30 protein-coding genes and 1 riboswitch are annotated in these 25,883 nt (G+C 37.7%); of the genes, 27 read left to right on the top strand and 3 right to left on the bottom strand.

Annotated elements, in window-relative coordinates; genetic code table 11:
- Positions 1–36: 36 nt before the first annotated feature.
- The 10 genes from MHB39_RS18210 (at position 37) to MHB39_RS18165 (ending at position 8,268) form a co-directional block, all read left to right on the top strand.
- A complete protein-coding gene (locus MHB39_RS18210) occupies positions 37–1,209 on the top strand; it encodes an acetyl-CoA C-acetyltransferase (protein ID WP_036078642.1) in 1,173 nt (390 codons plus the stop codon).
- Positions 1,210–1,335: 126 nt separating this feature from the next.
- The gene (locus tag MHB39_RS18205; protein ID WP_016993952.1) at positions 1,336–3,120 is read left to right on the top strand and encodes an acyl-CoA dehydrogenase family protein; all 1,785 of its coding nucleotides are present in this window, start codon (positions 1,336–1,338) and stop codon (positions 3,118–3,120) included.
- A 183-nt stretch (positions 3,121–3,303) separates the two neighbouring features.
- Positions 3,304–3,660 (top strand): arsenate reductase family protein, encoded by a 357-nt coding sequence (locus MHB39_RS18200; RefSeq protein ID WP_004228225.1) that lies wholly within the window; start codon positions 3,304–3,306, stop codon positions 3,658–3,660.
- An 81-nt stretch (positions 3,661–3,741) separates the two neighbouring features.
- The gene (gcvH, locus tag MHB39_RS18195) at positions 3,742–4,122 is read left to right on the top strand and encodes a glycine cleavage system protein GcvH (protein ID WP_004228227.1); all 381 of its coding nucleotides are present in this window, start codon (positions 3,742–3,744) and stop codon (positions 4,120–4,122) included.
- 91 nt (positions 4,123–4,213) lie between these two features.
- Positions 4,214–4,555, top strand: a complete 342-nt coding sequence (locus tag MHB39_RS18190) for a hypothetical protein (RefSeq protein WP_004228229.1) — start codon at positions 4,214–4,216, stop codon at positions 4,553–4,555.
- A gap of 14 nt (positions 4,556–4,569) precedes the next feature.
- Positions 4,570–4,881, top strand: coding sequence for a thioredoxin family protein (locus tag MHB39_RS18185; protein WP_036078640.1), 312 nt, complete (start codon positions 4,570–4,572; stop codon positions 4,879–4,881).
- A gap of 56 nt (positions 4,882–4,937) precedes the next feature.
- Positions 4,938–5,041, top strand: a riboswitch (SAM riboswitch).
- An 82-nt stretch (positions 5,042–5,123) separates the two neighbouring features.
- Positions 5,124–6,152, top strand: a complete 1,029-nt coding sequence (locus MHB39_RS18180; protein ID WP_258860865.1) for a methionine ABC transporter ATP-binding protein — start codon at positions 5,124–5,126, stop codon at positions 6,150–6,152.
- Entirely contained in the window at positions 6,142–6,810 is a 669-nt protein-coding gene (locus MHB39_RS18175) for a methionine ABC transporter permease (protein WP_004228234.1), read from the top strand. The genes MHB39_RS18180 and MHB39_RS18175 overlap by 11 nt, the downstream gene beginning before the upstream one ends.
- Positions 6,811–6,878: 68 nt before the next feature.
- Positions 6,879–7,730 (top strand): MetQ/NlpA family ABC transporter substrate-binding protein, encoded by an 852-nt coding sequence (locus MHB39_RS18170; RefSeq protein WP_016993956.1) that lies wholly within the window; start codon positions 6,879–6,881, stop codon positions 7,728–7,730.
- Between the two features lie 352 nt (positions 7,731–8,082).
- Complete coding sequence (locus MHB39_RS18165) at positions 8,083–8,268, top strand: hypothetical protein (RefSeq protein WP_342544811.1); 186 nt, start codon at positions 8,083–8,085, stop codon at positions 8,266–8,268.
- Between the two features lie 36 nt (positions 8,269–8,304).
- Here the strand turns inward: MHB39_RS18165 and MHB39_RS18160 are convergent, their stop codons facing one another.
- On the bottom strand, positions 8,305–9,207 hold the full coding sequence (locus MHB39_RS18160) for a LysR family transcriptional regulator (protein ID WP_036078627.1): 903 nt from the start codon (positions 9,205–9,207) through the stop codon (positions 8,305–8,307).
- Between the two features lie 635 nt (positions 9,208–9,842).
- Between MHB39_RS18160 and sufC the strand changes: the two genes are divergently transcribed.
- The 15 genes from sufC (at position 9,843) to MHB39_RS18085 (ending at position 23,836) form a co-directional block, all read left to right on the top strand.
- Positions 9,843–10,628 carry a Fe-S cluster assembly ATPase SufC gene (gene sufC / locus MHB39_RS18155; RefSeq protein ID WP_088364074.1) on the top strand — a complete coding sequence of 262 codons (786 nt, stop codon included), beginning with the start codon at positions 9,843–9,845 and terminating at the stop codon, positions 10,626–10,628.
- A gap of 18 nt (positions 10,629–10,646) precedes the next feature.
- Complete coding sequence (gene sufD, locus MHB39_RS18150) at positions 10,647–11,954, top strand: Fe-S cluster assembly protein SufD (protein ID WP_342544809.1); 1,308 nt, start codon at positions 10,647–10,649, stop codon at positions 11,952–11,954.
- Entirely contained in the window at positions 11,954–13,183 is a 1,230-nt protein-coding gene (locus MHB39_RS18145) for a cysteine desulfurase (RefSeq protein WP_048394396.1), read from the top strand. Before sufD ends, MHB39_RS18145 begins: the two co-directional genes overlap by 1 nt.
- The gene (gene sufU / locus MHB39_RS18140; RefSeq protein WP_054549449.1) at positions 13,173–13,598 is read left to right on the top strand and encodes a Fe-S cluster assembly sulfur transfer protein SufU; all 426 of its coding nucleotides are present in this window, start codon (positions 13,173–13,175) and stop codon (positions 13,596–13,598) included. Before MHB39_RS18145 ends, sufU begins: the two co-directional genes overlap by 11 nt.
- Before the next feature lie 99 nt (positions 13,599–13,697).
- Positions 13,698–15,095, top strand: coding sequence for a Fe-S cluster assembly protein SufB (sufB, locus tag MHB39_RS18135; RefSeq protein ID WP_016993620.1), 1,398 nt, complete (start codon positions 13,698–13,700; stop codon positions 15,093–15,095).
- A gap of 228 nt (positions 15,096–15,323) precedes the next feature.
- Positions 15,324–16,319, top strand: coding sequence for an ABC transporter substrate-binding protein (locus MHB39_RS18130; protein ID WP_342544803.1), 996 nt, complete (start codon positions 15,324–15,326; stop codon positions 16,317–16,319).
- A 187-nt stretch (positions 16,320–16,506) separates the two neighbouring features.
- A complete protein-coding gene (locus MHB39_RS18125) occupies positions 16,507–17,364 on the top strand; it encodes a DUF72 domain-containing protein (protein ID WP_258860192.1) in 858 nt (285 codons plus the stop codon).
- Positions 17,364–18,188 (top strand): sulfite exporter TauE/SafE family protein, encoded by an 825-nt coding sequence (locus MHB39_RS18120; protein WP_036078612.1) that lies wholly within the window; start codon positions 17,364–17,366, stop codon positions 18,186–18,188. The genes MHB39_RS18125 and MHB39_RS18120 overlap by 1 nt, the downstream gene beginning before the upstream one ends.
- Before the next feature lie 20 nt (positions 18,189–18,208).
- Positions 18,209–19,576, top strand: a complete 1,368-nt coding sequence (locus MHB39_RS18115; RefSeq protein ID WP_342544799.1) for a bifunctional UDP-sugar hydrolase/5'-nucleotidase — start codon at positions 18,209–18,211, stop codon at positions 19,574–19,576.
- Between the two features lie 34 nt (positions 19,577–19,610).
- Positions 19,611–20,720 (top strand): HD-GYP domain-containing protein, encoded by a 1,110-nt coding sequence (locus MHB39_RS18110; protein WP_342544797.1) that lies wholly within the window; start codon positions 19,611–19,613, stop codon positions 20,718–20,720.
- A 23-nt stretch (positions 20,721–20,743) separates the two neighbouring features.
- Positions 20,744–21,541 (top strand): sporulation protein YunB, encoded by a 798-nt coding sequence (gene yunB, locus MHB39_RS18105; RefSeq protein WP_052125384.1) that lies wholly within the window; start codon positions 20,744–20,746, stop codon positions 21,539–21,541.
- Between the two features lie 107 nt (positions 21,542–21,648).
- Complete coding sequence (gene lipA, locus MHB39_RS18100) at positions 21,649–22,566, top strand: lipoyl synthase (protein WP_004228269.1); 918 nt, start codon at positions 21,649–21,651, stop codon at positions 22,564–22,566.
- 33 nt (positions 22,567–22,599) lie between these two features.
- Complete coding sequence (locus MHB39_RS18095) at positions 22,600–22,947, top strand: YutD family protein (protein ID WP_342544794.1); 348 nt, start codon at positions 22,600–22,602, stop codon at positions 22,945–22,947.
- A 115-nt stretch (positions 22,948–23,062) separates the two neighbouring features.
- Entirely contained in the window at positions 23,063–23,590 is a 528-nt protein-coding gene (locus tag MHB39_RS18090; protein WP_054549444.1) for an HAD family hydrolase, read from the top strand.
- Positions 23,591–23,641: 51 nt separating this feature from the next.
- Positions 23,642–23,836 carry a hypothetical protein gene (locus tag MHB39_RS18085; protein WP_196333040.1) on the top strand — a complete coding sequence of 65 codons (195 nt, stop codon included), beginning with the start codon at positions 23,642–23,644 and terminating at the stop codon, positions 23,834–23,836.
- Positions 23,837–23,919: 83 nt separating this feature from the next.
- On the opposite strand, the gene MHB39_RS18080 is transcribed toward MHB39_RS18085, so the two are convergent.
- Positions 23,920–24,186, bottom strand: coding sequence for a DUF3055 domain-containing protein (locus MHB39_RS18080; RefSeq protein WP_009371988.1), 267 nt, complete (start codon positions 24,184–24,186; stop codon positions 23,920–23,922).
- 88 nt (positions 24,187–24,274) lie between these two features.
- On the opposite strand from MHB39_RS18080, the gene MHB39_RS18075 reads away from it, so the two are divergent.
- Both MHB39_RS18075 and MHB39_RS18070 read left to right on the top strand, forming a co-directional pair.
- On the top strand, positions 24,275–24,727 hold the full coding sequence (locus tag MHB39_RS18075) for a DUF86 domain-containing protein (protein ID WP_048394413.1): 453 nt from the start codon (positions 24,275–24,277) through the stop codon (positions 24,725–24,727).
- Positions 24,724–25,476: a TIGR01457 family HAD-type hydrolase gene (locus MHB39_RS18070; RefSeq protein WP_048394415.1), complete on the top strand. Its 753-nt coding sequence runs from the start codon at positions 24,724–24,726 to the stop codon at positions 25,474–25,476. Before MHB39_RS18075 ends, MHB39_RS18070 begins: the two co-directional genes overlap by 4 nt.
- 79 nt (positions 25,477–25,555) lie before the next feature.
- On the opposite strand, the gene MHB39_RS18065 is transcribed toward MHB39_RS18070, so the two are convergent.
- Positions 25,556–25,792 carry a YuzB family protein gene (locus MHB39_RS18065; protein ID WP_004228286.1) on the bottom strand — a complete coding sequence of 79 codons (237 nt, stop codon included), beginning with the start codon at positions 25,790–25,792 and terminating at the stop codon, positions 25,556–25,558.
- Positions 25,793–25,883: the final 91 nt, after the last annotated feature.

Genomic DNA, 25,883 nt, shown 5'->3' with positions numbered 1-25,883 from the left:
CCAATCTTGCACATGAAACAAAGGGGGATTAATACGATGCGTGAAGCCGTTATTGTAGCAGGAGCACGAACTCCAATTGGAAAAGCAAAAAAAGGTTCTTTAGCAACAGTAAGACCAGACGATTTTGGTGCTGTCGTAGTCAAAGAAACACTGAAAAGAGCAGGCTATGAAGGGCCGATTGATGATTTAATTTTAGGCTGTGCGATGCCAGAAGCAGAGCAAGGAATGAATGTAGCACGTAGTATTGGGGCACTTGCTGGATTACCAGATACAACCCCTGCTCTGACGATTAATAGATTTTGCTCATCAGGTTTACAGGCGATTGCCTATGCAGCAGAGCGAATTATGCTAGGACACTCAAAGGCCATTCTTGCTGGTGGTGTAGAATCCATGAGTATGGTGCCGATGGTAGGGAATACACCACGTTTAAATCCGACTTTAGCGGAAACGGCTCCACAATATTATATGGGCATGGGACATACAGCTGAGGAAGTAGCTCGTCAATATAATGTTAGTCGTGAAGATCAAGATGCTTTTGCTGTTCGCTCGCACACGCTTGCTGAAAAGGCAATTAAAGAAGGTAAATTCAATGATGAAATTGTACCAATCGAAGTGGAACAGCATTACGTAGACGATAACAATAAACCACAAGTAAAAAAATTCACATTCAGTATGGATGAAGGTGTACGTCCAGGTACATCAGTTGAAGGTTTAGCAAAATTGCGTCCAGCTTTCCATGTAAAAGGCAGTGTAACGGCGGGTAATGCCTCTCAAACTTCCGATGGTGCAGCAGCTGTACTAGTAATGGATCGTGAAGAAGCTGACAAGCAAGGACTGACACCAATGGCAAAATTCCTAGGCTTTGCAGTAGGCGGTGTACCTCCTGAAGTAATGGGTATCGGGCCTATCGTGGCAGTGCCAAAAGCGTTGGAAATTGCAGGCTTATCCATCGATGATATTGATTTATGGGAAATTAATGAAGCGTTTGCTTCACAGTCATTACAGGTGGTACGGCATTTAGGCATCGACCAAGAGAAAGTCAATGTCAATGGTGGAGCGATTGCATTAGGTCATCCATTAGGCGCAACGGGAGCTATTTTAACTTTAAAGCTAATTCATGAATTGAAGCGTCAAGGGAAGAAATATGGCGTCGTGACAATGTGTATTGGTGGCGGCATGGGTGCTGCTGGCGTATTTGAAATTCTATAAATTTTGCTAGATCAGCTTGAGGTGTACTGTTTACGGTTGCCTCCGAACATTGTATACATCAAGCTTTTCTATATATGATCATTAGGGGAATCAACTAACAAAAAGATATATTGGGAGGAATTAATCATGACTGAAAAAACAACTGATTTCATTAAAGGCGGCGGATTTCTTATTGAAGATGTGGAATTAGATCGTGTATTTACACCGGAAGATTTCACTGACGAGCATAAAATGATTGCTAAAACAACAGAGGAATACGTAGCAAATGAAGTTTTACCAGTAGTTGAAAATTTAGAGCACCATGAATTTGAGCATTCAGTGCGTCTCCTAAAAAGTGCAGGCGAATTAGGCTTACTTGGAGCAGACGTGCCTGAAGAATACGATGGGCTAGGATTAGACAAAGTTTCTTCAGCTTTAATCGCTGAAAAAATGTCTGTTGCAGGTGGTTTCTCTATCACACATGGTGCTCACGTTGGAATTGGGTCATTACCAATTGTTTTATTCGGTAATGAAGATCAAAAGAAAAAATACTTACCTAAGCTTGCTTCAGGTGAATTAATCGCTGCCTATGCATTAACAGAGCCAGGTTCAGGTTCGGATGCTCTAGGTGCAAAAACGACTGCCAAATTAAATGAAGCTGGCACACATTATATTTTAAATGGTGAAAAACAGTGGATTACGAATGCAGGCTTTGCTGATGTATTTGTTGTCTACGCAAAAATTGATGGCGATAAATTCTCTGCCTTTATCGTAGAACGTGCCTACAATGGTGTTTCAGTAGGCCCTGAAGAAAAGAAAATGGGGATTAAATCATCATCAACTCGTACATTAGTATTGGAAGATGCGGAAGTACCTGTAGAAAATCTATTAGGCGAAATTGGTCGTGGTCATATCATTGCGTTCAATATTTTAAACATTGGTCGTTATAAACTAGGCGTGGGCACAATTGGCGGATCGAAGCGTGCATTGGAGTTAGCTATTCAGTATACAAACCAACGTCAGCAATTTAAAACAAAGCTTTCTGATTTCAATCTGACAAAAGAGAAATTATCTACAATGGCTTCTCAACTGTATGCATCAGAATCATTAAACTATCGTACGGTTGGTCTATTTGAGGACCGCTTAAGTCAGTTAAGCCCTGAAGAGCAAAAGCAAGGAAAAGTAATTGCAGGTGCTATCGCTGAATATGCTATTGAATGCTCTATTGCAAAAGTCTTTGGATCAGAAACATTAGATTACATTGCAGATGAAGCAGTACAGCTACATGGTGGCTATGGCTTTATGGCTGAATACGAGGTTGAGCGTATTTACCGTGATTCTCGTATCAATCGAATTTTTGAAGGTACAAATGAAATTAACCGCATGATTGTACCTGGCACATTTATGAAAAAGGCGCTAAAAGGTGAGTTACCATTATTACAAGTTGCTCAAAATTTACAGCAAGAGCTGCTTATGCTAATGCCAGAGGACATCGGTACAGAGCCGCTAGCACAAGAAAAATATTTAGTGAAAAATGCGAAGAAAATTGCTGTATTAGCTGCAGGCTTAGCAGCACAACGCTTTGGAGCAAAACTTGACCAAGAGCAAGAAGTATTAGTGAACATTGCAAATATCGCAAACCAATTATTTGCAATGGAATCAGCTGTCTTACGTACAGAAAAGGCAATTGCTCGTGATGGTGCTGAAAAAGCACATCAAAAATTGCTCTATACGCAAATCTTCTGTCAGGAAGCATTCGCAGAGATCGAAAAAGAAGCAAAAGACACAATTCTTGCTTCCGCAGATGGCGATGCTGCTCGTATGACATTATCTGCACTGCGTAAGCTAACTCGCAATAATCCATACAATTTAATTGCGAAGAAGCGTGAGGCTTCAGTTAAATTAATTGATGCTGAAAAATATATTGTTTAATAGTGCAAATTTAACCTAGCTATCTGCAAAAGATAGCTAGGTTTTTTATATGAGATGGATAATCATAAAAGCAACGGATAAATTTGCACAACGGATGGATAAACTTACAAAAAAGAGTGAAGTTCACCATTGAAAACAACTATGATGGTATACTACAGAAAAAGACAGAAGAGGAGCATTGTAATGACGATTCAATTTTTCCATTATCCGAAATGTACAACATGTAAAAAGGCACAGAAGTGGTTAAATGAGCATGAGGTTTCCTATGAAGAGGTACATATCGCAGAGCAACCGCCAACTAAGGAAGAATTAACAGCTATTTGGCAAGCTAGTGGACAACCTTTGAAGAAATTTTTTAATACCTCAGGTATGAAATATCGTGAGCTTGGCTTAAAGGACAAGTTAGCAGAAATGACGGAGGATGAGCAGCTTGAGCTACTAGCTTCAGATGGTATGTTAATTAAACGTCCCATCGTCACAGATGGAAAAAAAGTTACTTTAGGTTTTAAAGAAGTAGATTTTGAGCAAGCTTGGAAATAACCGTATTAAACCTTGTATTTATAGGAGAAGTATGGCACACTGAAAGTGAATATATTACATATTTATGGAGGGGTTTTTTGCATGAGCACACCTAAAGACTTACGATACTCTGAAGAACATGAATGGGTAAAAGTAGAAGATGGAAAAGTACGTATCGGTATTACTCACTTCGCACAATCTGAATTAGGAGATATCGTATTCGTTGAGCTTCCACAAGTTGGCGACGAAATCAAAACAGATGATCCATTCGGTAGCGTAGAATCAGTAAAAACTGTTTCTGAATTATATGCACCCATCTCAGGTACTGTAGTGGAAGTAAATGCAGATTTAGAAGATAGCCCAGAATTCGTTAATGAATCACCATATGAAAAAGCATGGATGATCGTTGTTGAGCCTGCTGATGCATCAGAAGTCGAAAAACTAATGACAGCAGAGCAATACGAAGAAATGATCGCTGAATAAGACAAGCCATAATCGAAAAACGTCGGCAACTACCGGCGTTTTTTGTTATATAATGACTTATAAGTAGGGATCTCTAAATGGAGGTGGCGTAATGTTCGAGGGAAAATGCTTGATAGTAGAAGGGCGCTCAGATAAGCTACAAATTGAGCCTATTTTGAATGAGAATGTTACAATACTATGTACGAATGGTACAATTGGTGTGCATCAATTAGAAGAACTACTGGATCCCTATGAGGGCTGTGAGCTATTTACTTTTTTTGATGCAGATACTTCAGGCGATAAGCTACGTGCATTAATGGACAGACATTATCCAGAAGCTGAACATCTGCGCACAATGCCAACGTACAAGGAAGTAGAAACAACACCAAGAAAAGTGTTAGCGATGATTTTACTGCGTGCACATTTTTCAATCCATAATGAATATATTTTGTAAGGTTGCGTGAGTAAATGGAAGAATGGTCAACAGAGCAGTGGGAAGCGGCTAAACAGTCGGGAGAGAAAACTGCATTTTATTTATATACACCGATGTGTGGAACGTGTGCAGTGGCATCTAAAATGATGTCCATTATTGAACAATTACTGCCACAGCTACAAATAGGTAAAGCAAATATCAACTTTTTGGAACACATTGCCTATGAGCATCAGATTGAAAGTGTTCCATGTCTACTCATCAGTGATGGCGGAAAAGTGACAGAAAAGATTTATGCCTTTCAATCCGTACCATTTTTATATGAATTGTTAAAAAAATCAATTGACTGAACTTTACTAGCGTGGTAAAGTATCAAATATATTACTAAAACATTAAATATATCGAACTCTTATGAAGAGTGGCGGAGGGAAGTGCCCTATGAAGCCCGGCAACCATCACAATGTGAAAAGGTGCCAAATCACCCAAAGATTTTTCTTTGAAAGATGAGAGAACGGTTTAACGTATAATACGTGACCCCTTCTACTTGTCTGTGAGTGAAGGGGTTTTCTATATGAGAAAAGGAGTATTCGCTATGATCCAGCTTCAAAATATTACAAAGAAATACAAAACAGCAAATGGCGAATTAACGGCAGTCAAAGACGTCAACCTTACTATTAATAAAGGTGAAATTTTTGGCATTATCGGCTATAGTGGCGCAGGTAAAAGCACCATGATTCGTTTACTAAACGGTTTAGAGAAACCAACAGCAGGAACAGTAACGGTGAACAATCAGGAATTTTCATCGATAAAAGGACAAAAGCTTAGAGCAGCTAGACAAAAGGTAAGTATGATTTTCCAGCATTTCAATTTACTTTGGTCGAGAACAGTTGCCGAAAATATAGCTTTCCCTTTAGAAATCGCAGGCTTTCCAAAGGCTCAACGTGAAGCACGTGTGAAGGAATTAATAGCCCTTGTAGGCTTAGAAGGGCGCGATAAGGCATATCCATCTCAGCTTTCTGGTGGACAAAAGCAGCGTGTAGGGATTGCACGTGCATTGGCGAATAATCCAGAGGTTTTACTATGTGATGAGGCGACATCAGCACTTGATCCTGAAACAACGGATGCCATTCTTGATTTACTCGTTGATATAAATGAACGCTTAGGCTTAACAATCGTCCTGATTACCCACGAAATGCATGTCATCCGCAAAATTTGTCATCGTGTAGCGGTGATGGAGGCAGGCGAAATTGTGGAACGTGGTGAGGTATTACAAGTCTTCCAAGCACCACAAGCAGCCATTACCAAAAAGTTTGTATCTCAAATTACAGACACTAAGGAAACACAGGATACGGTAGCACAAATTAAAACAAACTATCCAACTGGACAACTTGTCAAATTAATTTTTGTTGGTGAAAAAACAGAACAGCCTGTCATCTCACATCTTGTGAAACAATTTGATGTAGAAGTAAGTATTGTTCATGGAAACATTTCCCAAACAAAAAATGGTGCCTACGGTACATTAATTGTGCAAATTGATGGCTCAAAGACAAACGTGGCAGAAGCCCTTCGTTATTTAAATACAGTCGAAGTACAAACGGAGGTGATTGCAAATGCTAACTAATCTCTTTCCGAATGTAGACTGGGAAAATATGTGGCAAGCTACGTATGAAACTTTATACATGACAGCTATATCAACGGTTGTGACATTTATTCTTGGGTTAGTCATTGGTATCGTTCTATTTTTAACAAGTCCCAATCAGTTATGGGCAAATAAAATCGTTAACTTTTTAACAGGATCACTCGTTAATATTTTCCGTTCCATTCCATTTATTGTATTAATCATTTTATTAATTCCATTTACGAAGTTTTTACTAGGTACAATTCGAGGTGCCAATGCGGCGTTACCTGCTTTAATTATCGGTGCAGCACCGTTTTATGCTCGTATGGTATTAATTGCGTTACGTGAAATTGATAAAGGTGTTATTGAAGCAGCCCGTTCAATGGGAGCAAAAACTTCTACAATTATTTGGAAAGTATTGGTCCCTGAATCATTACCAGCTTTGATTTCTGGTATCACGGTAACGGCTGTTGCTCTTGTAGGTTATACTGCGATGGCAGGAATTATCGGTGCAGGTGGTCTTGGTAACTTAGCCTTCTTAGACGGCTTCCAGCGAAATCGCCAAGATGTGACATTAATGGCAACTATTTTGATCTTAGTAGTCGTATTTATTATTCAATGGATTGGTGATTTAATTACCGAGAAAATTGATAAACGCTAGCACGGAAATGAGGTTATTCCGGTTTTTACCGCTAACATATTTTAAACAAATAAAAGGGAGTGTCATAAATGAAAAAGTTATTAGCAGGATTATTTTTATCAATACTTGTACTAGCATTAGCAGCTTGCGGTACAGATAAAAAAGAAGATGAAAAATCAGCATCTGGCGATCAAACAGATAGCAAAGAAAGCGTAACATTAAAAGTAGGTGCTTCTAACACACCACACGCAGTTATTTTAGAAAAAGCAAAACCGATCTTAGCTAAAGAAGGCGTAGACCTAGAAATTGAAACTTATACAGATTATGTTCTACCAAACCAAGATTTAGAGTCAAAAGATATTGACGCAAACTATTTCCAGCACATACCTTACTTAGAGCTACAAATTAAAGACAATGGCTATGATTTCGTCAATGCAGGTGGCGTTCATATTGAACCAATCGGTATTTACTCAAAAAAATATAAAAAGTTAGAAGACCTGCCTGAAGGCGCAACAATTTTGCTTTCTAACTCAGTATCTGACCATGGTCGTATGCTTTCATTGTTAGAGGCTAAAGGCTTAATTAAATTAAAAGAAGGCATTGATAAAACAGCAGCAGAATTAAAGGATATTGAAGAAAATCCTAAAAACTTTAAATTCGATGCAAATACTGCACCAGAAATGCTTGTACAAATGTACGAAAATGATGAAGGCGATGCAGTACTTATCAACTCTAACTTTGCCATCGATAACGGTCTAAACCCAATCGAAGATGCTATTTCTCTTGAAGATAAAGAATCTCCATATGTTAACATCATCGCTGTACGCGCAGGTGATGAAACAAAACCTGAAATTAAAAAATTATTAGAAGTATTAACATCTAAAGAAATCCAAGACTTCATTTTAGAAGAGTGGAAAGGTGCAGTAGTACCGGTTAAATAATAGTTGAAAGGTATGTGAGTCATATAACTCGCATACCTTTTTTGAATTTATTTTTTATTTAATACGAATATGTAGTTTTGAATTTATTGATAAATATAATGTGATTATTGCATTATTTGTCGAATTTTGAGAAAAATAGACATTTTATAATGCTTTTTCAACATGTTAGGTGCGAAAGCCACTTTTTCTTTTCTTAATGATTTAGTGAAGAAAATCAAGATTTAGCCATTGCTTTTGCTACAGGTGGTTTCGAAAGGGTAGCAGAAGATAAAATGGTGCTTTAACGGAGCTAGAGGCTGAGCAAATATTAGCTGAAACGAAAGCAGAAAAGAAACGTGATAAGGCAAGTGAAGTGGTTTATTTTACGTATTTAGATGATAGCGGAATCAGCCATGAAGTTTGGTATGCTGATCAAGTAACGCTTGAAAAATGGGTGAACTATGTACCGCGGAGAAATTATCATGACGTGGTGTTATGGCGTGCAGGAGGCTTAGGAGTAAAAACGTTACAATGGATTGGTGATCATCCAACTAAATAATTGAAAGTCAAAAAAATCGCCAAAAAGGCGATTTTTTTATTGAAATTGAGAAAGACGAGAAAAGAAGTTTTTCACAAAGTCTAAGAAAATGATTTCTGATGGTGCAATTTCGCGATTTACAGGAGAAATAATGCCAACAGTTCTAGGGATCGTAGGTGATTCAATTGGAACCTTTATGGTAAAGCGTGCTGCTGAATCATAAAGAGAGCTTTCTGGTAAAAGGCTCACACCAATGCCAGCGGCGACTAAGCCCTTTAGTGCATCTAAGTCTTCCCCCTCTGAAATGACATTTGGTAAAAAGCCTGCAGCTCGACAAGCATCCATCGCTACCTTGTGCAAAATGTAACCATCTGGAAATAATACGAATAGATCATTTCTCAACTCTGCAAGCTGTATGCTTTCTCTTTTAGCTAATGGATGATTGGCTGGTAGGAGTGCAGCAATATTTTCAGTAAACAGAATGGTTGATTGAATGGATTCGTCCTTCGGTGGCAGGGGTCCCAAAAAGGCGAGGTTCAACTCCCGATTTTTGACTGCATCTATCAAAAATCGATAAGATCCTTGACGTAGTTGAAATTGTAAATCAGGATATTCGCGTTTAAAGGCTGAAATAACGGTTGGCAGAACATAGCTAGCTAAACTTGTTGGAAAGCCGATTTTAATTGAGCCCTTTGCAGGATCAAGATATTCTTCTACTTGCTTTGCTGCAAAATCGATGGCCTTTAATGCCGTAATGGTATGCTCAAGAAATGTCTTCCCTATTGGTGTTAATTTGACATTTCGTCCAACTCGCTCAAATAACGGAGTGCCTAACTCATCTTCAAGATTTGCGATTTGCCGACTAATGGCAGATTGGGCTACATGAAGATGCTCAGCAGCCTCTGAAATATGCTCACGTTCAGCAACCTCTACAAAATAGCGTAATTGACGTAACTCCACTAACATTTCACCTCTATTAATCTAAAAATAAGATTGATTATACCTTAATTATATATTATTTAAGATGAAAAATGACTGTTAATGTCAAAATAAAAAGTATCAGCTGTCAGATGTTTTTTTACTAGAAACAAAAGGAGATTTATGGGCATTACATCTAAGCTAATGGGAATTGGCAGAAATGCTAGATACAACCTACGTTTCTGTCTTTTAATATATCTACAATATCATCCTTTTGAGGATATAATCCATCCATTATTATAGCAAAATTTCTTTCTTACAATATGAACTTAAATTGATTCCATTTTAATGAAATAGGTTATAGTATAGATATGTTGTTTATGCTAATTTGTCACAAAACCGCTACAATTAGCACTTTTCTCGAGGTTTTCACTATGTAGCTAGATGAAATCGATTCTCAATTAGAGAGATTTCATTGAAAATGAAGAAAGTCAATTCTCATTGTTTAGGTGAAGGAGTAATAATCTGAAAATGCTTACAAAGTCTTTATTTTTCAAGATTTTATTTAAGGAATGGGAAAGTAATTGAAATGGTTTGCATAGAGAACGATTTTCAGTTAAGATTAGAATGATGATAATTAAGGAATGGTTGACCCATTCACTGAACACTATGGAGGTATTTTCATGTCAACTTTAGTTATTAAAGATCTTCACGTTGCTATCGACGGGAAAGAGATTTTAAAAGGCGTAAATCTTACAATTAATACAAACGAAATTCACGCAATCATGGGACCAAACGGAACTGGTAAATCAACACTAGCTTCTGCTATTATGGGTCATCCAAAATATGAAGTAACTTCAGGTACTGTTGAGCTTGATGGCGAAGATGTGCTTGAAATGGAAGTGGACGAACGTGCTCAAGCTGGTTTATTCCTAGCTATGCAATATCCATCTGAAATTGCTGGTGTTACAAATGCTGATTTCTTACGTTCAGCAATTAACGCACGTCGTGAAGAAGGCGATGAAATTTCGTTAATGAAATTTATCCGCGAATTAGATAAAAACATGGAATTCCTTGAAATGAATGAAGATATGGCTCAACGTTATTTAAATGAAGGTTTCTCTGGCGGTGAGAAAAAACGTAATGAGATTCTTCAATTAATGATGATCAAACCAACATTTGCAATCTTAGATGAAATTGACTCTGGTCTTGATATCGATGCATTGAAAGTTGTGTCAAAAGGTATCAACGCAATGCGTGGTGAAGGCTTTGGCTGCTTAATGATTACACACTACCAACGCCTATTAAACTACATTACTCCAGACCATGTACACGTAATGATGCAAGGACGTGTTGTAAAATCAGGTGGTGCGGAGCTTGCACAACGCTTAGAAGCAGAAGGCTATGACTGGATTAAAAAAGAATTAGGAATCGAAGAAGAAACAGAAGAACAAGAAGCATAAGAAGGAGGACGAACTAGCATGACAGTGGAAATTAACTTGCCTGTAACAGTACAGGACGTGCGCTCGTTCTCAGAAGCAAATGGTGAACCAACTTGGTTTACAGAACTTCGCGCGGCAGCACTAGACAAAGTAACTGGTTTAGATTTGCCAAAACCAGATAGAACGAATATCACAAAATGGGATTTCATGAACTTCCCAGCGTTGGCAGTTCATAGTGAGGCATTCCCTTCATTGGATGCTCTACCTGAAGAAGCAAAAGGTTTAATTGACCTTGAAGCACAAGAAAACCTATATATTCAACGTAATAATACACCAGCATATATTAAGGCATCACAAGAACTTGCTGATAAAGGTGTTATTTTTACTGATATTTTCACAGCAGTTCGTGAACATGGCGAACTTGTTCAAAAATACTTTATGACTGAAGCAGTTAAAGTAGATGAGCATAAATTAACAGCACTTCATACAGCACTTGTTAATGGTGGTGTGTTTGTATACGTACCAAAAAACGTGATTATTGAACAACCACTTCAAGTTGTTTTCCTTAATGACAATGCGGAAGCTTCATTATATAACCATGTTTTAGTAGTAGCAGAAGCGAATTCAGCTGTAACATATGTTGAAACATATGTTTCAACAGTAGAAGAGGCAAAAGGGCAAGCAAATATTATTGCGGAAGTCGTTGTTCAAGATAATGCACAGGTAACCTATGGTGCAGTAGATGTCCTTGCAAAAGGATTTACGACATATGTTAATCGTCGTGCACGTTTAGCACGTGACGCAAAAGTTGACTGGGCTCTTGGTCTAATGAATGATTCTGATACAATCTCTGAAAACATCACGCATTTGATTGGTGACGGTTCTCATGCAGATACAAAAACAGTCGTAGTTGGTCGTGGAGAACAAAAACTTAACTTCACTACTGAGGTTCGTCACTGGGGTAAAAACTCTAACGGGCATATTTTAAAGCATGGTGTAATGAAAGATGCAGCTCAATCAATCTTTAACGGTATTGGCTATATCGAGCATGGTGCGACAAAAGCCGATGCACAACAAGAATCACGTGTATTAATGCTGTCAGAAAAAGCTCGTGGGGATGCAAACCCAATTTTATTAATTGACGAAGATGATGTAACAGCAGGACACGCAGCATCTGTTGGTCGAGTAGATCCATTACAGCTTTATTATTTAATGAGCCGTGGTATCTCGAAAGCAGAAGCAGAGCGCCTTGTTATCCATGGATTCCTTGCGCCAGTTGTTACGCAATTACCAATTGAAGGCGTTCAAAAGCAACTGACGGAGGTTATTGAAAGGAAAGTTCGCTAATGATGAATAAAGACATTAAAAGCTATTTCCCAATTTTAAATCAGGATGTAAATGGTCATAGACTTGTATATCTTGATAGTGCAGCGACGTCTCAGAAGCCTGTTCAAGTGATTGAAGCGATTAAAGCTTATTATGAATTTGATAATTCCAATGTTCACCGTGGCGTGCATACACTAGGAAACCGTGCAACAGATAAATATGAAGGTGCTCGTGAAAAGGTTCGTAAGTTTATTAATGCGCAATCAACACAGGAAATTATTTTTACGCGTGGTACAACAACCGCTTTAAATACAGTTGCGACAAGTTATGGTCGTGCAAATGTTGTTGAGGGTGATGAAATTGTCATTACTCATATGGAGCATCATTCCAATATTATTCCTTGGCAACAATTAGCCAAAGAAAAAAATGCAACTTTAAAATACATTGAGCTTGAAGCAGACGGCACTCTTAGCCTAGAGAAAGTACGTGCGACAGTCACACCTAAAACAAAAATTGTTTCGGTGTCTATGGCATCAAACGTACTTGGAACAATAAATCCAATTAAAGAAATTGCTCAAATTGCACATGCTAATGGTGCTGTCATGGTAGCCGATGGTGCACAAGCTGCGCCACATATGAAAATTGATGTGCAAGATTTGGATGTAGATTTCTTAGGTTTCTCAGGGCATAAAATGTGCGGACCAACTGGAATAGGTGTACTATATGGTAAAAAGGAACACCTTGAAAAGATGGAGCCAATTGAGTTTGGTGGCGAAATGATTGATTTTGTTGGGCTTTATGAGTCAACGTGGAAGGAATTACCGTGGAAATTTGAAGGTGGAACGCCTATTATTGCAGGTGCAATAGGTTTAGGAGCCGCTATTGATTTCTTAACTGATATCGGGTTAGATAACATTCTAGAGCATGAGCATAAGCTTGCAGGCTACGCAATGGATCAACTTGAAACAATTGACGGTTTGAAAATTTTTGGCCCACGTGACCCTATGAAGCGTTGTGGATTAGTAACATTTAATCTAGATGATGTACATCCACATGATGTGGCAACGGTGCTTGACATGAATGGTATTGCTGTTCGTGCAGGACATCATTGTGCACAGCCACTAATGAAATGTCTTCAGCAAGTAGCGACAGCACGAGCAAGCTTCTATCTGTACAATACAGAGGAGGATATTGACCGTTTAGTTGCAGGGTTACGTTCTGCGAAGGAGTATTTTGGCGATGTCTTTTAATAATTTAGATCAACTATATCGTTCAGTCATTATGGATCACTATAAGAATCCTCGTAATAAAGGATCTTTAGATGATAATGCTGTAACGATCGATATGAATAATCCGACTTGTGGCGACCGTATTCACTTAACATTGAAAGTGACAGACGGTGTTGTAGAGGATGCGAAATTTGATGGTGAAGGCTGTTCTATTTCTATGTCCTCTGCATCAATGATGACACAGCTCATCAAAGGAAAAAAAGTAGAGGAAGCTATTGAGCTTTCTGATATTTTTTCTAAAATGATGATGGGTGAGGAGTACAGCGATAAATATGACCTTGAGGATGTTGAGGCACTGCAAGGTGTTTCACAATTCCCAGCACGAATTAAGTGTGCAACATTGGCTTGGAAAGCAATGGAAAAAGGTGTGAAATAAATCTTACTTCCTTGTTCTTGAGTGAAAGCTACTATGGCTTCACTCAAAGCAAGGGATGATTACCCAGAAAAATACATCTCAATGAACGGAGGAGAAACGATGGCTAAAAAAATGCCTGATATCGGCGATTACAAATACGGTTTCCATGATAAGGACGTATCAATTTTCCGTTCAAAACGCGGTTTAACTGAAGAAATCGTCCGTGAAATTTCAAATATGAAACAAGAGCCAGAATGGATGCTAGAATACCGTTTAAAAGCTCTTGAAACATTTTATACAAAACCGATGCCACAATGGGGTGGCGATCTTGGAGATTTAGATTTTGATGAAATTACGTACTATGTAAAACCATCAGAAGCTACTCAAAAATCATGGGATGAAGTACCTGATGAAATCAAAGCAACTTTTGATAAATTAGGTATCCCAGAAGCAGAACAAAAATATCTTGCAGGTGTATCTGCACAATATGAGTCTGAGGTAGTTTATCACAACATGAAAAAAGACCTTGAAGATCTTGGTATTGTGTTCAAAGATACTGACTCTGCTCTACGTGAAAACGAAGATATTTTCAAACAATATTGGGGCAAAGTGATTCCTTACACAGACAATAAATTTGCTGCTTTAAACTCAGCAGTATGGTCAGGTGGATCATTTATTTATGTGCCACCAGGTGTTAAAGTAGAAACACCGTTACAAGCTTACTTCCGTATTAACTCAGAAAATATGGGTCAATTCGAACGTACACTTATTATTGTAGATGAAGGCGCTCACGTACACTATGTTGAAGGTTGTACAGCTCCTGTTTACACAACAAACTCTTTACACTCAGCAGTTGTTGAAATCGTTGTACGTAAAGATGCCTATTGCCGTTATACAACAATTCAAAACTGGGCGAACAATGTTTACAATCTTGTAACGAAACGTACAGTTGTAGAAGAAAACGGTACAATGGAATGGATTGATGGTAACATCGGTTCTAAATTAACAATGAAATACCCAGCATGTATCCTAAAAGGTGAAGGTGCTCGTGGTATGACATTATCGATTGCATTAGCAGGTAAAGGACAACATCAACATGCTGGCGCAAAAATGATCCATATGGCACCAAACACATCTTCAACAATCGTTTCTAAATCGATTGCTAAACAAGGTGGTAAGGTAACGTATATGGGACAAGTTCGTTTCGGTCCTAAAGCAAGTGGTGCACGTGCTAACATCGAATGTGATACGCTGATTATGGATAATCAATCGACTTCTGACACAATTCCTTATAACGAGATCTTTAACGATAATGTATCTTTAGAGCACGAAGCAAAAGTTTCAAAAGTATCTGAAGAACAATTATTCTATTTAATGTCTCGCGGAATTTCCGAAGAAGAAGCGACAGAAATGATCGTAATGGGCTTCATCGAGCCATTCACAAAAGAACTACCAATGGAATACGCAGTAGAAATGAACCGTCTGATTAAATTCGAGATGGAAGGTTCTATCGGTTAATTTATTAGCCACCCCTAGTCACAACATCAATTGTGACTAGGGGTTTTTTGTGTTTTTATGTTGCGAATAAAAATGGAGAGAAATAGTACTGGATTTTTTTAAGATTACACACTAAAATGAAAATGAGAATCAATATCAATTAGGGAGGGGTTGATAAATCTAGAAGATGTTCAGTACTTCAATAAGCCAGATGAGATAGTTAATCATCTTTAAAAGGAGAAAATGTAAATGAAAAAGAAGTTTTTATTTATTAGTTTCATAGCATTATTTATGCTCCTTCTCGCCGCATGTGGAGAGAAGAAGGCAGTAGAAGAGGAATCATCCGCTGATACAACAAAAGAAGAAGTGACACAAACAAAAGAAGAATCGACAAATGGAAATGGCACGAGAACGCTTGAATATCTTGGTGAACGCTATGAAGTGCCAGAAAAGGTTGAAAGAATTGTTGTAACAGGTGCTATGGAAGCGATGGAGGATATGGTTGTGCTGGATGTTCATCCAGTTGGGGCTATTGCTGTTGGTGGCAAGTTCCCTGAGCTATATGCTTCTGTAACAGACAAAGCAGAATCAATTGGTGAGAAAATTAAACCAAACTTTGAAAAAATATTAGAATTAGATCCTGATGTCATTTTAGGTTCAACAAAGTTCCCAGAAGAGGTACAAAGTAAATTAGAGAAAATTGCTCCTACAATTTTGGTTTCACATATTTCGACGAACTGGGAATCTAATTTGAAGTTATTAGCTGAACTAACTGGTAAGCAAGCAGATGCTGAGAAGATATTATCTACATATAAGGCTGATATAGAAGCTGCTAAAGCTACGTTAACTGAGAAACTACAAGATCAAAAAGTAGCGGCTATTCGTATTCGTGGAGGACAAGCGTATGTTTATCCAAAAGAAGTATTTTTAAATGCTGTCCTTTATGGAGAGCTTGGTTTAGCAGTACCAGATGAAGTTGCTAAAGCTAAATCTCAAGAGGCCATTTCTGTTGAGCAGCTTGCAGATATGAATCCTGATTATTTATTTGTGCAGTTTTCAACAGATGAAAATGCAGATGCGCCGAATGCTTTAGAAGACTTTAAAAAGAATCCAATCATCCAAAATATTAATGCATTTAAAAATGACCAAGTATTTGTTAATGTACTAGATCCATTAATGGAAGGCGGCCCTGCATACAGCAGGATTAAGTTTTTAGAGGCTATTCAGCAAAACCTTGTGAAATAAATGGTAGTCCGTTAAAGTAGCGTGAGTTCAATGGAATATGGACTCATGCTTTTTCTTTTGTATAGTGCCCAAAAGTTAGTGACAGCTTTCTATTTGAATGGACAAAAGAAAGCTATATTTTTTACATGATGTTTATTTGTAGTGACATACTGTGTGCTATGATTATGTACATAGAGGAGGATGTCACATGATTGTAGTAGGATTAACTGGTTGGGGCGATCACCCTTCACTTTATAGTGGAGTGACTACCTCAAAGGATAAATTATTTGATTACACAGGTCATTTTTTAACGGTAGAAGTAGATACTTCCTTTTATGCCATACCAGCCAAAGAGCATGTTCGGAAATGGTGTGAGGATACACCTGAAAACTTCCGTTTTGTTGTGAAAGCTTACCAAGGCATGACGGGTCATTTACGTGGAGAGATTCCCTTTGAATCAAAAAATGATATGTTCAATGCTTTTATTGAATGTGCCAATGAATTTAAACGTTATGGAAAGCTAGCCATGGTATTAGCACAATTTCCACCATGGTTTGATTGCCAAGGAAAAAATGTGCAATATTTATTGTATATCCGACAACAGCTCAAGGATTTTGAAGTGGCGATTGAGTTTCGAAATCAAACATGGTACGCAGAAAATGTTGTCCAGCAGACGATAGATTTTTTACGAGAACATCAATTTATCCATACGATTTGTGACGAACCACAGGCTGGTGTTGGATCTGTTCCTTTTTATCCGGTAGTGACTGCAAATAAAGCGTTGATTCGTCTCCATGGTCGCAATATACACGGTTGGCGCAACACAGGAAATGCAGAAAATTGGCGTAAAGTTCGCTTCTTATATGATTATAATAAAGAGGAATTACAGCAGCTTGGGGATAGTATGAAAAAGCTTGAACCCGAGGTCAATGAACTCTTCGTTTTATTTAATAATAATTCAGGTAATCATGCAGCGAAAAACGCAAAGGAGCTACAAGGTATGTTGAATATTAACGATGTCGGGTTGGCACCTAAACAATTAAACATGTTTGAAGGGGAACTATAATGGAGTTTATTTTATTAGTCATCATTGCATTGCTTGCTGGTCTAATTGGCTCATTAGTTGGGCTAGGTGGTGGTGTAGTATTAGTACCAGCAACATTATACATTGGCTTAAATTTAGGAATGATTCCAGATATTACGCCGCAAAAAGTAGTCGGTTTATCAGTGGTGATGATGATTTTCACGGGACTTGCCTCCACGCTAAGCTATATGAAATCTAAAACGGTGGATTATAAAAGTGGTTTTATATTCTTTATTGGAAGTATTCCAGGAACAATCCTTGGCGCATGGGTCAATAAAGGGTTAGATTTACCATCCTTTAATTTATATTTTGGTATTTTACTTATTATTTTATCGATTATTTTGCTTGTGCGGGACAAACTGAAGCCTGTTAAATGGTTTGTAAAAAATGGTATACAGCAAGAATTTACTGACTCTGAGGGAAAAACCTATGTATATGGCTATCCCATTTGGTTTGCTATTACATTAACATTTGGTATTGGCTTTGCTTCTGGTTTATTTGGGATAGGCGGCGGCTCCATGATTGTGCCAGCAATGATTATTTTATTCTTATTCCCACCACATGTCGCGGTGGCAACATCGATGTTTATGGTATTTTTAACGTCCATCGTTAATTCCGCAAGCCATGTTTATTTCGGTCATGTACCATGGCTTTATACTATTCCAGTTATTCCTGGAGCTTATGTTGGAGCAAAGCTCGGTGCTGCGTTAAATAAAAGAATTAAATCCGATACACTTGTACTAGCTTTAAGGATTATTCTATTATTATTAGGAATTCGATCTATTATAGAAGGCATATTAGCTTAATTTGAAGTGAGGTGGCTTTAATGCTTGAAAAGATCCATATTTTTCACACAAATGATTTGCATAGTCATTTTAAGTATTGGCCACGAATGCAAAGCTATGTGAAAGAAATGCGCAATAAATTAGGGAATATCGGGGAAACAAGCTATTTGTTTGATGTTGGAGATCATTTAGATCGTTCCAACATTTATACAGAAGCAACAGTTGGGAAAGGTAATGTGCGATTGCTAAATGAGGCGGGTTACGATGTAGTGACAATCGGCAACAATGAAGGCATTACATTATCCCATGAAGAGCTCTTCCACTTATATGACAATGCTAATTTTGATGTTGTAGTTGCAAATGTATATGCCTCCCACGGGAAGAAGCCAGCATGGATGAAGCCTTATGTAATCTTAACAACAGCAATGGGTACGAAGATTGGCGTCATTGCAGCCACGGCCATGTTTGAAGTATATTATGAAGAATTAAATTGGCATATGGACGACGCTCGAAGTACACTGCTACGTTTAGCGCATCAACTACGTGAAGAAGTAGACATTGTTGTATGCTTATCCCATTTAGGCATTACAGAGGATGAGCTCTTAGCGGATGAGTGTCCAGAAATTGATGTTATATTCGGCTCTCATACTCATCATGTCCTACCAGAGGGCAAAGTGATTAATGGGGTTTTACTGACAGGTGGAGGTAAGTTTGGCCAATATACTGGACATCTTATCATAGAATATGATAAAAAATTGAGGAAAATTGTTGAAAAAAAGGATACTTTAATTCATAATAAGGATTTGCCAATTGTTAAAAATGAACAGAAAATGGTACAGCTTTTGGAGGATGAAGGAAACAGAATATTGGATACTCCAGTTTTTACTACGAAGAAAGCCTACAACAAGGAATGGTTCCATTATTCACAGCTATCTGATTTATTTGCACATGCAATTTTGGAAAAGAGCGGAGCCGACTGTGCATTATTCAATGCAGGGATATTTTTAGATGGTCTTCCTAAAGGAATAGTGACTGCCCTAGATTTGCACCGGATTTTTCCACATCCAATTAATTTATGTACAATTGAATTATCCGTCCCTGAAATGAAAGAGATTTATATGCAATCCAAAAATGAAGAATGGCCCTATATCGAGCTAAAAGGATTAGGGTTTAGAGGCGTCATTTTTGGAAAAATATTGACATATGGATTTTCCATGAATGAAAATCGGCAATTAATGATTAATGGTAAGCTAGCAGATCAAAATCACATTTATAAACTTGTCACATTGGATCTGTTTACATTTGGTTATTTTTATCCAAGTTTTAAATATGCAAAAAAACAATATATTTTACCTGAATTTTTACGAAACATTATGATAGATTATGGTCAAAGATTCTTTAAACAATAGAGAGAGTTTAAAGAATGGAATGGGGAAGAAGTCAATGCGATTAATTTCAATCGATGTATTAAAAGAAGGAATGGTATTAGGAAGAACCATTTGGAATGAGGCAGGTCATCCGCTTTTAAAGAAAGATGTTGTCATTAATGACCGTATTATTCAAAGACTTCAACAGTTAAATACACATTATTTATATATTGACGATGAGATTTCTGAGGGCATAGAAGTAGAGGAGACTGTTCCACCTGCTATGCGAAATAAAGTCATCAAAACTATAAAGGATTCGTTTCAGTCCATTGATGGTTTGAATCCAGTAAATGCTTCTTATATATTAGATCAGCAATCAAAGACAATCGTTTCGATTGTAGATGAATTACTTTCTGCAGTTACTGAAAATAATGAAATTCTAACCATTTTAACAGATGCTTACTTATTTGATGAATATTTATATCAACACTCTTTCCAAGTCACTTTGTATTCTATTGCCATTGCCAAAGAACTTGGCTACTCTGCTGAGGATTTACGCTTAATCGGGATCGGTGCATTATTACACGATGTCGGCAAACTAATGGTACCGAAGGATATTTTAACAAAGCCAGGACGTTTAACGAATGATGAGTTTGAAATGATGAAGATGCATGCTCGTTACGGCTTTGATTTATTGCGGAATTTACATTCAATCTCTCTGCTTGTGGCGCACTGTGCTTTCCAGCATCATGAGCGTATTGATGGAAGTGGCTATCCAAGAGGGCTTGTTGACTTTGAAATTCATCCATTTGCCAAGATTATTGGCGTTGCAGATGTTTTTGATGCAGTGACGACGAATCGTGTATACCGGGAGAAGATGCTCCCTTCACAAGGACTAGCTATTGTTGAAGCTGGCTCTGGCACTCTTTATGATGCTCGAATTGTAAAAGCTTTAAAAAGAGCTGTCGTTCATTATCCAAATGGTGTTATTTTAAAATTATCTGATGGACGCCGTGGGATTGTATCTAGACAAAACACATTGGATGCGGCATTACCATGGATTCGTATTTTTGAAGAACAAGATCAATTGCTTACAGCTACATATGAAATTAATTTAGTGGATTATCCTGCGGTAACAATTGAAAATGTTGAGACGGATTATGTGGTTCCTGCAAAAGTAGAATAAATTGCTCCTTCTGTTCATACGTTATGGAACAGGAGGAGATTTTTTTGTTTTTCCCTCGAAAAAGAATGAAATTACGCTCATATGGTAAAAGGGGAATGCGTCTTAATAAATTGACGATTTTAATTGTTAGTGTGGTTGTTTGCCTTATATTATTTATTTATTATTTAAATGAACGGCTCATGCCAACCTATTTGCAATATGCGGAAGTACAAACCACGAAGATTGCATCTTACGTTGTGAGTAAAGCCATTAATTCGCGTACCTCGAATGTATTAGATGTAAATGATATCATTGAAGATATTCCTCCAGGTACGTCTGAAATGATGACGACTAAGTTTAATACAGAAATCATTAATCGTGTTCGAGCAGAGACATTAGAGCTTGTTAAAATGTATTTGGAGCAAGCTGAACAGGGGGAGCTATCCCATTTACCTGAATTAGATAATGTTGAATATGATATTAACAGGATCCAAGATGGTGATGGCATTGTCTTTTTTGTGCCGCTTGGTCAAGCAGCCAATATTCCGTTGCTTGGAAATTTAGGGCCAAAGATTCCGATTCGCTTCCATGTGATTGGGAATGTTCATAGTAATGTGACATCCTCTATTCAAGAATTTGGAATCAACAGTGCTTATGTGGAGGTAGGGATTCATTTAGAGGTAAATGTTCAGATTATTGTCCCATTCGCTAGTAAGTCTTCTACCGTTGCGCAGGATATACCTGTAGCGATGGGCCTCACAAGGGGACCTGTTCCAAACATTTATACCAATAGTAGTGATGCCCCTCAACCGTCCATAGAAATACCTGTCCCTTATAAATAGAAATGTTTGTTGTGATAGTTGTTGGAGTGCCTTTAATATGTTACATTGACAACAGTGAAGATAGTTAATATTAAAAAATGTATATTTTTGATAGGGGCGATATTCGTATGACATCTTGTAAACCTACAAGTAAAGAAGAACATGTAAGAAAACCAGATTGGCTAAAAATAAAACTAAACACGAATGATGAATATAAAGGGCTTAAAAAGCTGATGCGTGAGAAAAATCTGCATACAGTATGTGAAGAAGCGCGTTGTCCAAATATCCATGAATGCTGGGGAGAGAGACGTACTGCTACCATGATGATTCTTGGTTCCGTTTGTACACGTGCTTGTCGTTTCTGTGCAGTAAAAACAGGTTTACCAAATGAACTAGATTTGGCAGAGCCAGAGCGCGTTGCTGATTCCGTAGCCATTATGAATTTAAAGCACGTTGTTATTACAATGGTAGCACGAGACGATTTAAAGGATGGCGGTGCGCAAGTTTTAGCAGAAACAGTACGTGCTATTCGTCGTAAAAGTCCTTTCACATCTGTTGAGGTATTGCCATCAGATTTAGGTGGGATGAAGGAGAACCTTCAAATGTTAATGGATGCAAAACCAGATATTTTAAATCATAATATTGAAACGGTTCGTCGTTTAACACCAAGAGTGCGCGCTCGTGCAAAATACGAACGCTCTTTAGAGTTCCTGCGTCTAGCTAAAGAAATGCAGCCTGAAATTCCAACGAAATCATCACTAATGATTGGTTTAGGCGAGACACATGAAGAAATTTTAGAAGTAATGGACGATTTACGTGCAAATAATGTAGATATTATGACGATTGGTCAATATTTACAGCCAACGAAAAAGCATTTACCAGTTAAAAAATACTATTCACCAATAGAATTTGGTAAATTGCGTAAAATTGCCATGGAGAAAGGCTTTAAGCATTGTGAGGCTGGCCCACTTGTACGTAGTAGTTACCATGCAGACGAACAAGTAAATGCTGCAACGAAAGAACGTCAGTTACAAGCAGAAGTGTAAACGTCAAGGCTGAACGAAAAGGGTGGTGTCACTTTGATCATAGTTGAAGGATTAGAATATGAACTAATAGAAGATTATCGCGAGGCCTTTCAGGAGGAAGTTTTTCAGGAAAGGTACTCAGATATCTTAGCCAGATACGATTATATTGTAGGTGATTGGGGCTATAATCAGTTACGTTTAAAGGGCTTTTTTGATGATAAAAATCAAAAATCCACTTTTGATACAAAAATAAGTACGCTTCAAGATTATTTATATGAATACTGTAATTTCGGCTGTGCTTATTTCGTATTGCGTAAACTGGGGAAAGTCATGAAACAGCCAGAAATAGTGGATATGAGTGAAGAAACAAAGCCAACAGACCATGAACCTTTAGCAGAATAAATAAGCATACAAAAACCTGATGTGATAGGCATCAGGTTTTTTCTTCGTCATTGTTAGCTTTTTCGGAATTTGGGAAAACTAAAGCACAAAACAGCTTATCGAAGGTGTGTTGCAAATGAAAAGAGCCGTATTTTTAGATCGTGATGGTGTTATCAATGAAGTACTGACCAATCGTGTGAAGTTTGTGAATAAGCCTAAGGATTTGTATTTTTTACCGCAAGTGCCTGAGGCAATCAGAAAGCTAAATAAGCATTTTGATTATGTGTTTGTCGTGACAAATCAAGGTGGGGTTGGTTTAGGCTTTATGAAGGAAAGTGGCTTACAGAAAATACATGAACATATGGTGAAGGAGCTAAAGAAAAAAGGGGCAGTAATCCATGAAGTCGTTTATTGTCCGCACAAACCTAAGTCAGGTTGTGCCTGCCGCAAGCCCAATAGCAAATTAATTGTGGATTTAGGAAAGAAATATAACATTGATTTATCAAAATCCTATATGGTTGGTGATACAGATACGGATATTATTGCAGGAAAACGGGCAGGAACAAAGGGTGTTTTCCTAGGAGAACAAGATCCATTAGCAGATGCTGTCTTTCCAGATTTAATAAGCGCTGCCCAGTGGATTATTAAGGATGTCACAGCTTAAATGTATTGAGAAAAAGGGCGTATAAATCATTAAAAAAGGGATAATTTATGAATGGAGGTGATGATGTTGGGAAAAGAAAAACGCAATAAAAAGCCATTAGATCGAGAGGAATATGGGTATGGTTTTGATATTAGTGTAGACGATTTAGCTGTGATTGGTCAAAATCAGCAAGCGAAAAAGCAAAATGATAATGAAAATAAAGACAAGCCCCATAATAAAGATAATCCATCCACTTTAAATAAATAACAATACGTAAAAAGATTTCGCAATCGCTCAGGGTTAGCGAAATTTTTTTATGTTATATAAAAAAACACCCAATAAAATGGGTGTTAGTTCAATAATTCACGCAAGTATTCCCGTAATTCGATTGTTTCTTCCTCTGTGCGATTGTACACATGTTCTAAGTAACCAGGCTCTTCTACATCATCAGGACCAATAATAGCAAAGCGACCGAACTGGATATCCATGACAAGCACTTTTCCAAAGAAGCGGCCAGATTGTAATATAGCTAAATCATAACGTAGCTTTTGTCCAGCAAAACTAACAAATCTTGTTTTCGTATCTTCTACATCATCATATAAAAAAAAACGTTCCATCTTTTAATCTCCTTCCAATCCTATAGTTATGGTACTATAGAAGAGAAAAGACTATCAACTTTTAAAGATTTGAATGGGGGCTTTCCTTGTGTATTTTGTAGATCGTAATAAAATCACAAAAAATTTACAGTACTTAGATGGGCTATTAACTATTTTGGAGACAGAGGATAACTGGCTTCAGAATGATATAAAGAAATTAGCTATCGAGCGAATTGGACACAACATTATGGAGTCAATGATGGATGTAGGAAATTTAATGATTGACGGTTTCATTATGCGCGATCCAGGAAGCTACGAGGATATTATTGATATTTTAGTCGATGAAAAAGTTGTAGCTGCTGATTTGGAAGCACCATACAAAGCAGTTGTTGGCTTACGTAAAATGCTTGTGCGTGAGTTTATAGAGGTAGATATCCAAGAGGTTATCCATGTACTAACAGCCAATCTAATGGCTTTAAAGCAGTTCTCGCCAGCAGTTCATAATTATTTAACAAATGAATTAGGACCTGTTTCAGCATTTTTGCCAGAGGATCATCAATGAAACAATATAAGGCCTATTGCTTTGATTTAGATGGTACTGTCTACCGTGGGAAGGAAGGTATTCCTTCTGCGGTAGCTTTTATTCATCGTTTACAGCAAGCAGGAATTGAGCCATTCTATGTAACGAATAATTCTTCGAAGACGCGAGAACAACTGCAAGAAGCTTTACTGTCTATTGGCGTGAACGCGCCATTAGAGCATATTTATTCAAGTGCATTGGTCACAGCAAAGTATGTGGCCCTACATTTTCCAAGCAAAAAAGTAGCGATGATGGGTACAGATGGTATTCGTCAGGCACTACTCAATGAAAATATTGTGCCTGTTGAGGATGAGCCCGATGTATTTGTTATGGGGATTGATCGTACGCTTGATTATATGGCACTTGCTAGGGCCACGGTTTTTGTTCAGCAAGGAGCGACCTTTATTGCCACGAATCAGGATATTAAATTCCCAACAGAATATGGGTTCTTACCAGGCAATGGTTCTTTTGCACGCTTGGTAGGAGAAGTTGCAGATGTTGAACCAATCTATATTGGTAAGCCATCGCCAGCCATGCTGGAAGTAATTGCGACCGAACATGGAATTGCGAAAGAAGACATGGTAATGATCGGTGATAATTATGATACGGACATTATGTGTGGCATTCGTTTTGGCTGTGACACCATTCATGTGAATACTGGGGTGACGCCTACAAAGACTGTCCTCGAAAAAGAATGCCAACCTACATATGTAGTGGACGTACTAAAGTAATAAAAGGATGTTTATGCTAATTTTCAGCATAACATCCTTTTTATTTGTTCAAATTTATTCATATAGGCATTTTAGAAAACTACCATAAAGGATTTTCTTCAATAAATTGATAAATGGCTTTCGTTAATTCATCAGGAGAATCTGCTTCTACTAACTCACCGTTTACTATTGCATAGAAGGATTCTGAGCACTTTGTACAATAACTGAGGCAGCCATATTCCAAAACGTCGATGTTTGGATCGCGTTCGAGTACTTCATAAGTTGCTTGAGAGCCATTTGCTAAATTACTTATACAAAATTCAACCATTGGATTCATCCATGTCACCTCACCAAAGTAATGCTACTCGGTTTTACGATTTTCGTCAATTATTTATGTTTAAGAGAAAAGAAACGTTTTTTAATAAAAG

It is taken from the genome of Lysinibacillus sp. FSL K6-4013 (assembly GCF_038630435.1).
Classification (GTDB): domain Bacteria; phylum Bacillota; class Bacilli; order Bacillales_A; family Planococcaceae; genus Lysinibacillus; species Lysinibacillus boronitolerans.
This window is presented reverse-complemented; position numbering and strand designations above follow the sequence as displayed.

Coding starts and splice junctions, on each gene's coding strand:
- MHB39_RS18205 (WP_016993952.1), top strand. CDS start 1,336: ATGACTGAAAAAACAACTGATTTCATTAAAGGCGGCGGATTTCTTATT.
- lipA (WP_004228269.1), top strand. CDS start 21,649: ATGACATCTTGTAAACCTACAAGTAAAGAAGAACATGTAAGAAAACCA.
- MHB39_RS18125 (WP_258860192.1), top strand. CDS start 16,507: ATGATTGTAGTAGGATTAACTGGTTGGGGCGATCACCCTTCACTTTAT.
- MHB39_RS18130 (WP_342544803.1), top strand. CDS start 15,324: ATGAAAAAGAAGTTTTTATTTATTAGTTTCATAGCATTATTTATGCTC.
- MHB39_RS18080 (WP_009371988.1), bottom strand. CDS start 24,186: ATGGAACGTTTTTTTTTATATGATGATGTAGAAGATACGAAAACAAGA.
- MHB39_RS18065 (WP_004228286.1), bottom strand. CDS start 25,792: ATGAATCCAATGGTTGAATTTTGTATAAGTAATTTAGCAAATGGCTCT.
- MHB39_RS18170 (WP_016993956.1), top strand. CDS start 6,879: ATGAAAAAGTTATTAGCAGGATTATTTTTATCAATACTTGTACTAGCA.
- MHB39_RS18175 (WP_004228234.1), top strand. CDS start 6,142: ATGCTAACTAATCTCTTTCCGAATGTAGACTGGGAAAATATGTGGCAA.
- yunB (WP_052125384.1), top strand. CDS start 20,744: ATGGAACAGGAGGAGATTTTTTTGTTTTTCCCTCGAAAAAGAATGAAA.
- MHB39_RS18190 (WP_004228229.1), top strand. CDS start 4,214: ATGTTCGAGGGAAAATGCTTGATAGTAGAAGGGCGCTCAGATAAGCTA.
- sufU (WP_054549449.1), top strand. CDS start 13,173: ATGTCTTTTAATAATTTAGATCAACTATATCGTTCAGTCATTATGGAT.
- MHB39_RS18120 (WP_036078612.1), top strand. CDS start 17,364: ATGGAGTTTATTTTATTAGTCATCATTGCATTGCTTGCTGGTCTAATT.
- MHB39_RS18070 (WP_048394415.1), top strand. CDS start 24,724: ATGAAACAATATAAGGCCTATTGCTTTGATTTAGATGGTACTGTCTAC.
- MHB39_RS18180 (WP_258860865.1), top strand. CDS start 5,124: ATGATCCAGCTTCAAAATATTACAAAGAAATACAAAACAGCAAATGGC.
- sufB (WP_016993620.1), top strand. CDS start 13,698: ATGGCTAAAAAAATGCCTGATATCGGCGATTACAAATACGGTTTCCAT.
- MHB39_RS18115 (WP_342544799.1), top strand. CDS start 18,209: ATGCTTGAAAAGATCCATATTTTTCACACAAATGATTTGCATAGTCAT.
- MHB39_RS18090 (WP_054549444.1), top strand. CDS start 23,063: ATGAAAAGAGCCGTATTTTTAGATCGTGATGGTGTTATCAATGAAGTA.
- MHB39_RS18085 (WP_196333040.1), top strand. CDS start 23,642: ATGGAGGTGATGATGTTGGGAAAAGAAAAACGCAATAAAAAGCCATTA.
- MHB39_RS18145 (WP_048394396.1), top strand. CDS start 11,954: ATGATGAATAAAGACATTAAAAGCTATTTCCCAATTTTAAATCAGGAT.
- MHB39_RS18210 (WP_036078642.1), top strand. CDS start 37: ATGCGTGAAGCCGTTATTGTAGCAGGAGCACGAACTCCAATTGGAAAA.
- MHB39_RS18110 (WP_342544797.1), top strand. CDS start 19,611: ATGCGATTAATTTCAATCGATGTATTAAAAGAAGGAATGGTATTAGGA.
- sufD (WP_342544809.1), top strand. CDS start 10,647: ATGACAGTGGAAATTAACTTGCCTGTAACAGTACAGGACGTGCGCTCG.
- gcvH (WP_004228227.1), top strand. CDS start 3,742: ATGAGCACACCTAAAGACTTACGATACTCTGAAGAACATGAATGGGTA.
- MHB39_RS18185 (WP_036078640.1), top strand. CDS start 4,570: ATGGAAGAATGGTCAACAGAGCAGTGGGAAGCGGCTAAACAGTCGGGA.
- MHB39_RS18200 (WP_004228225.1), top strand. CDS start 3,304: ATGACGATTCAATTTTTCCATTATCCGAAATGTACAACATGTAAAAAG.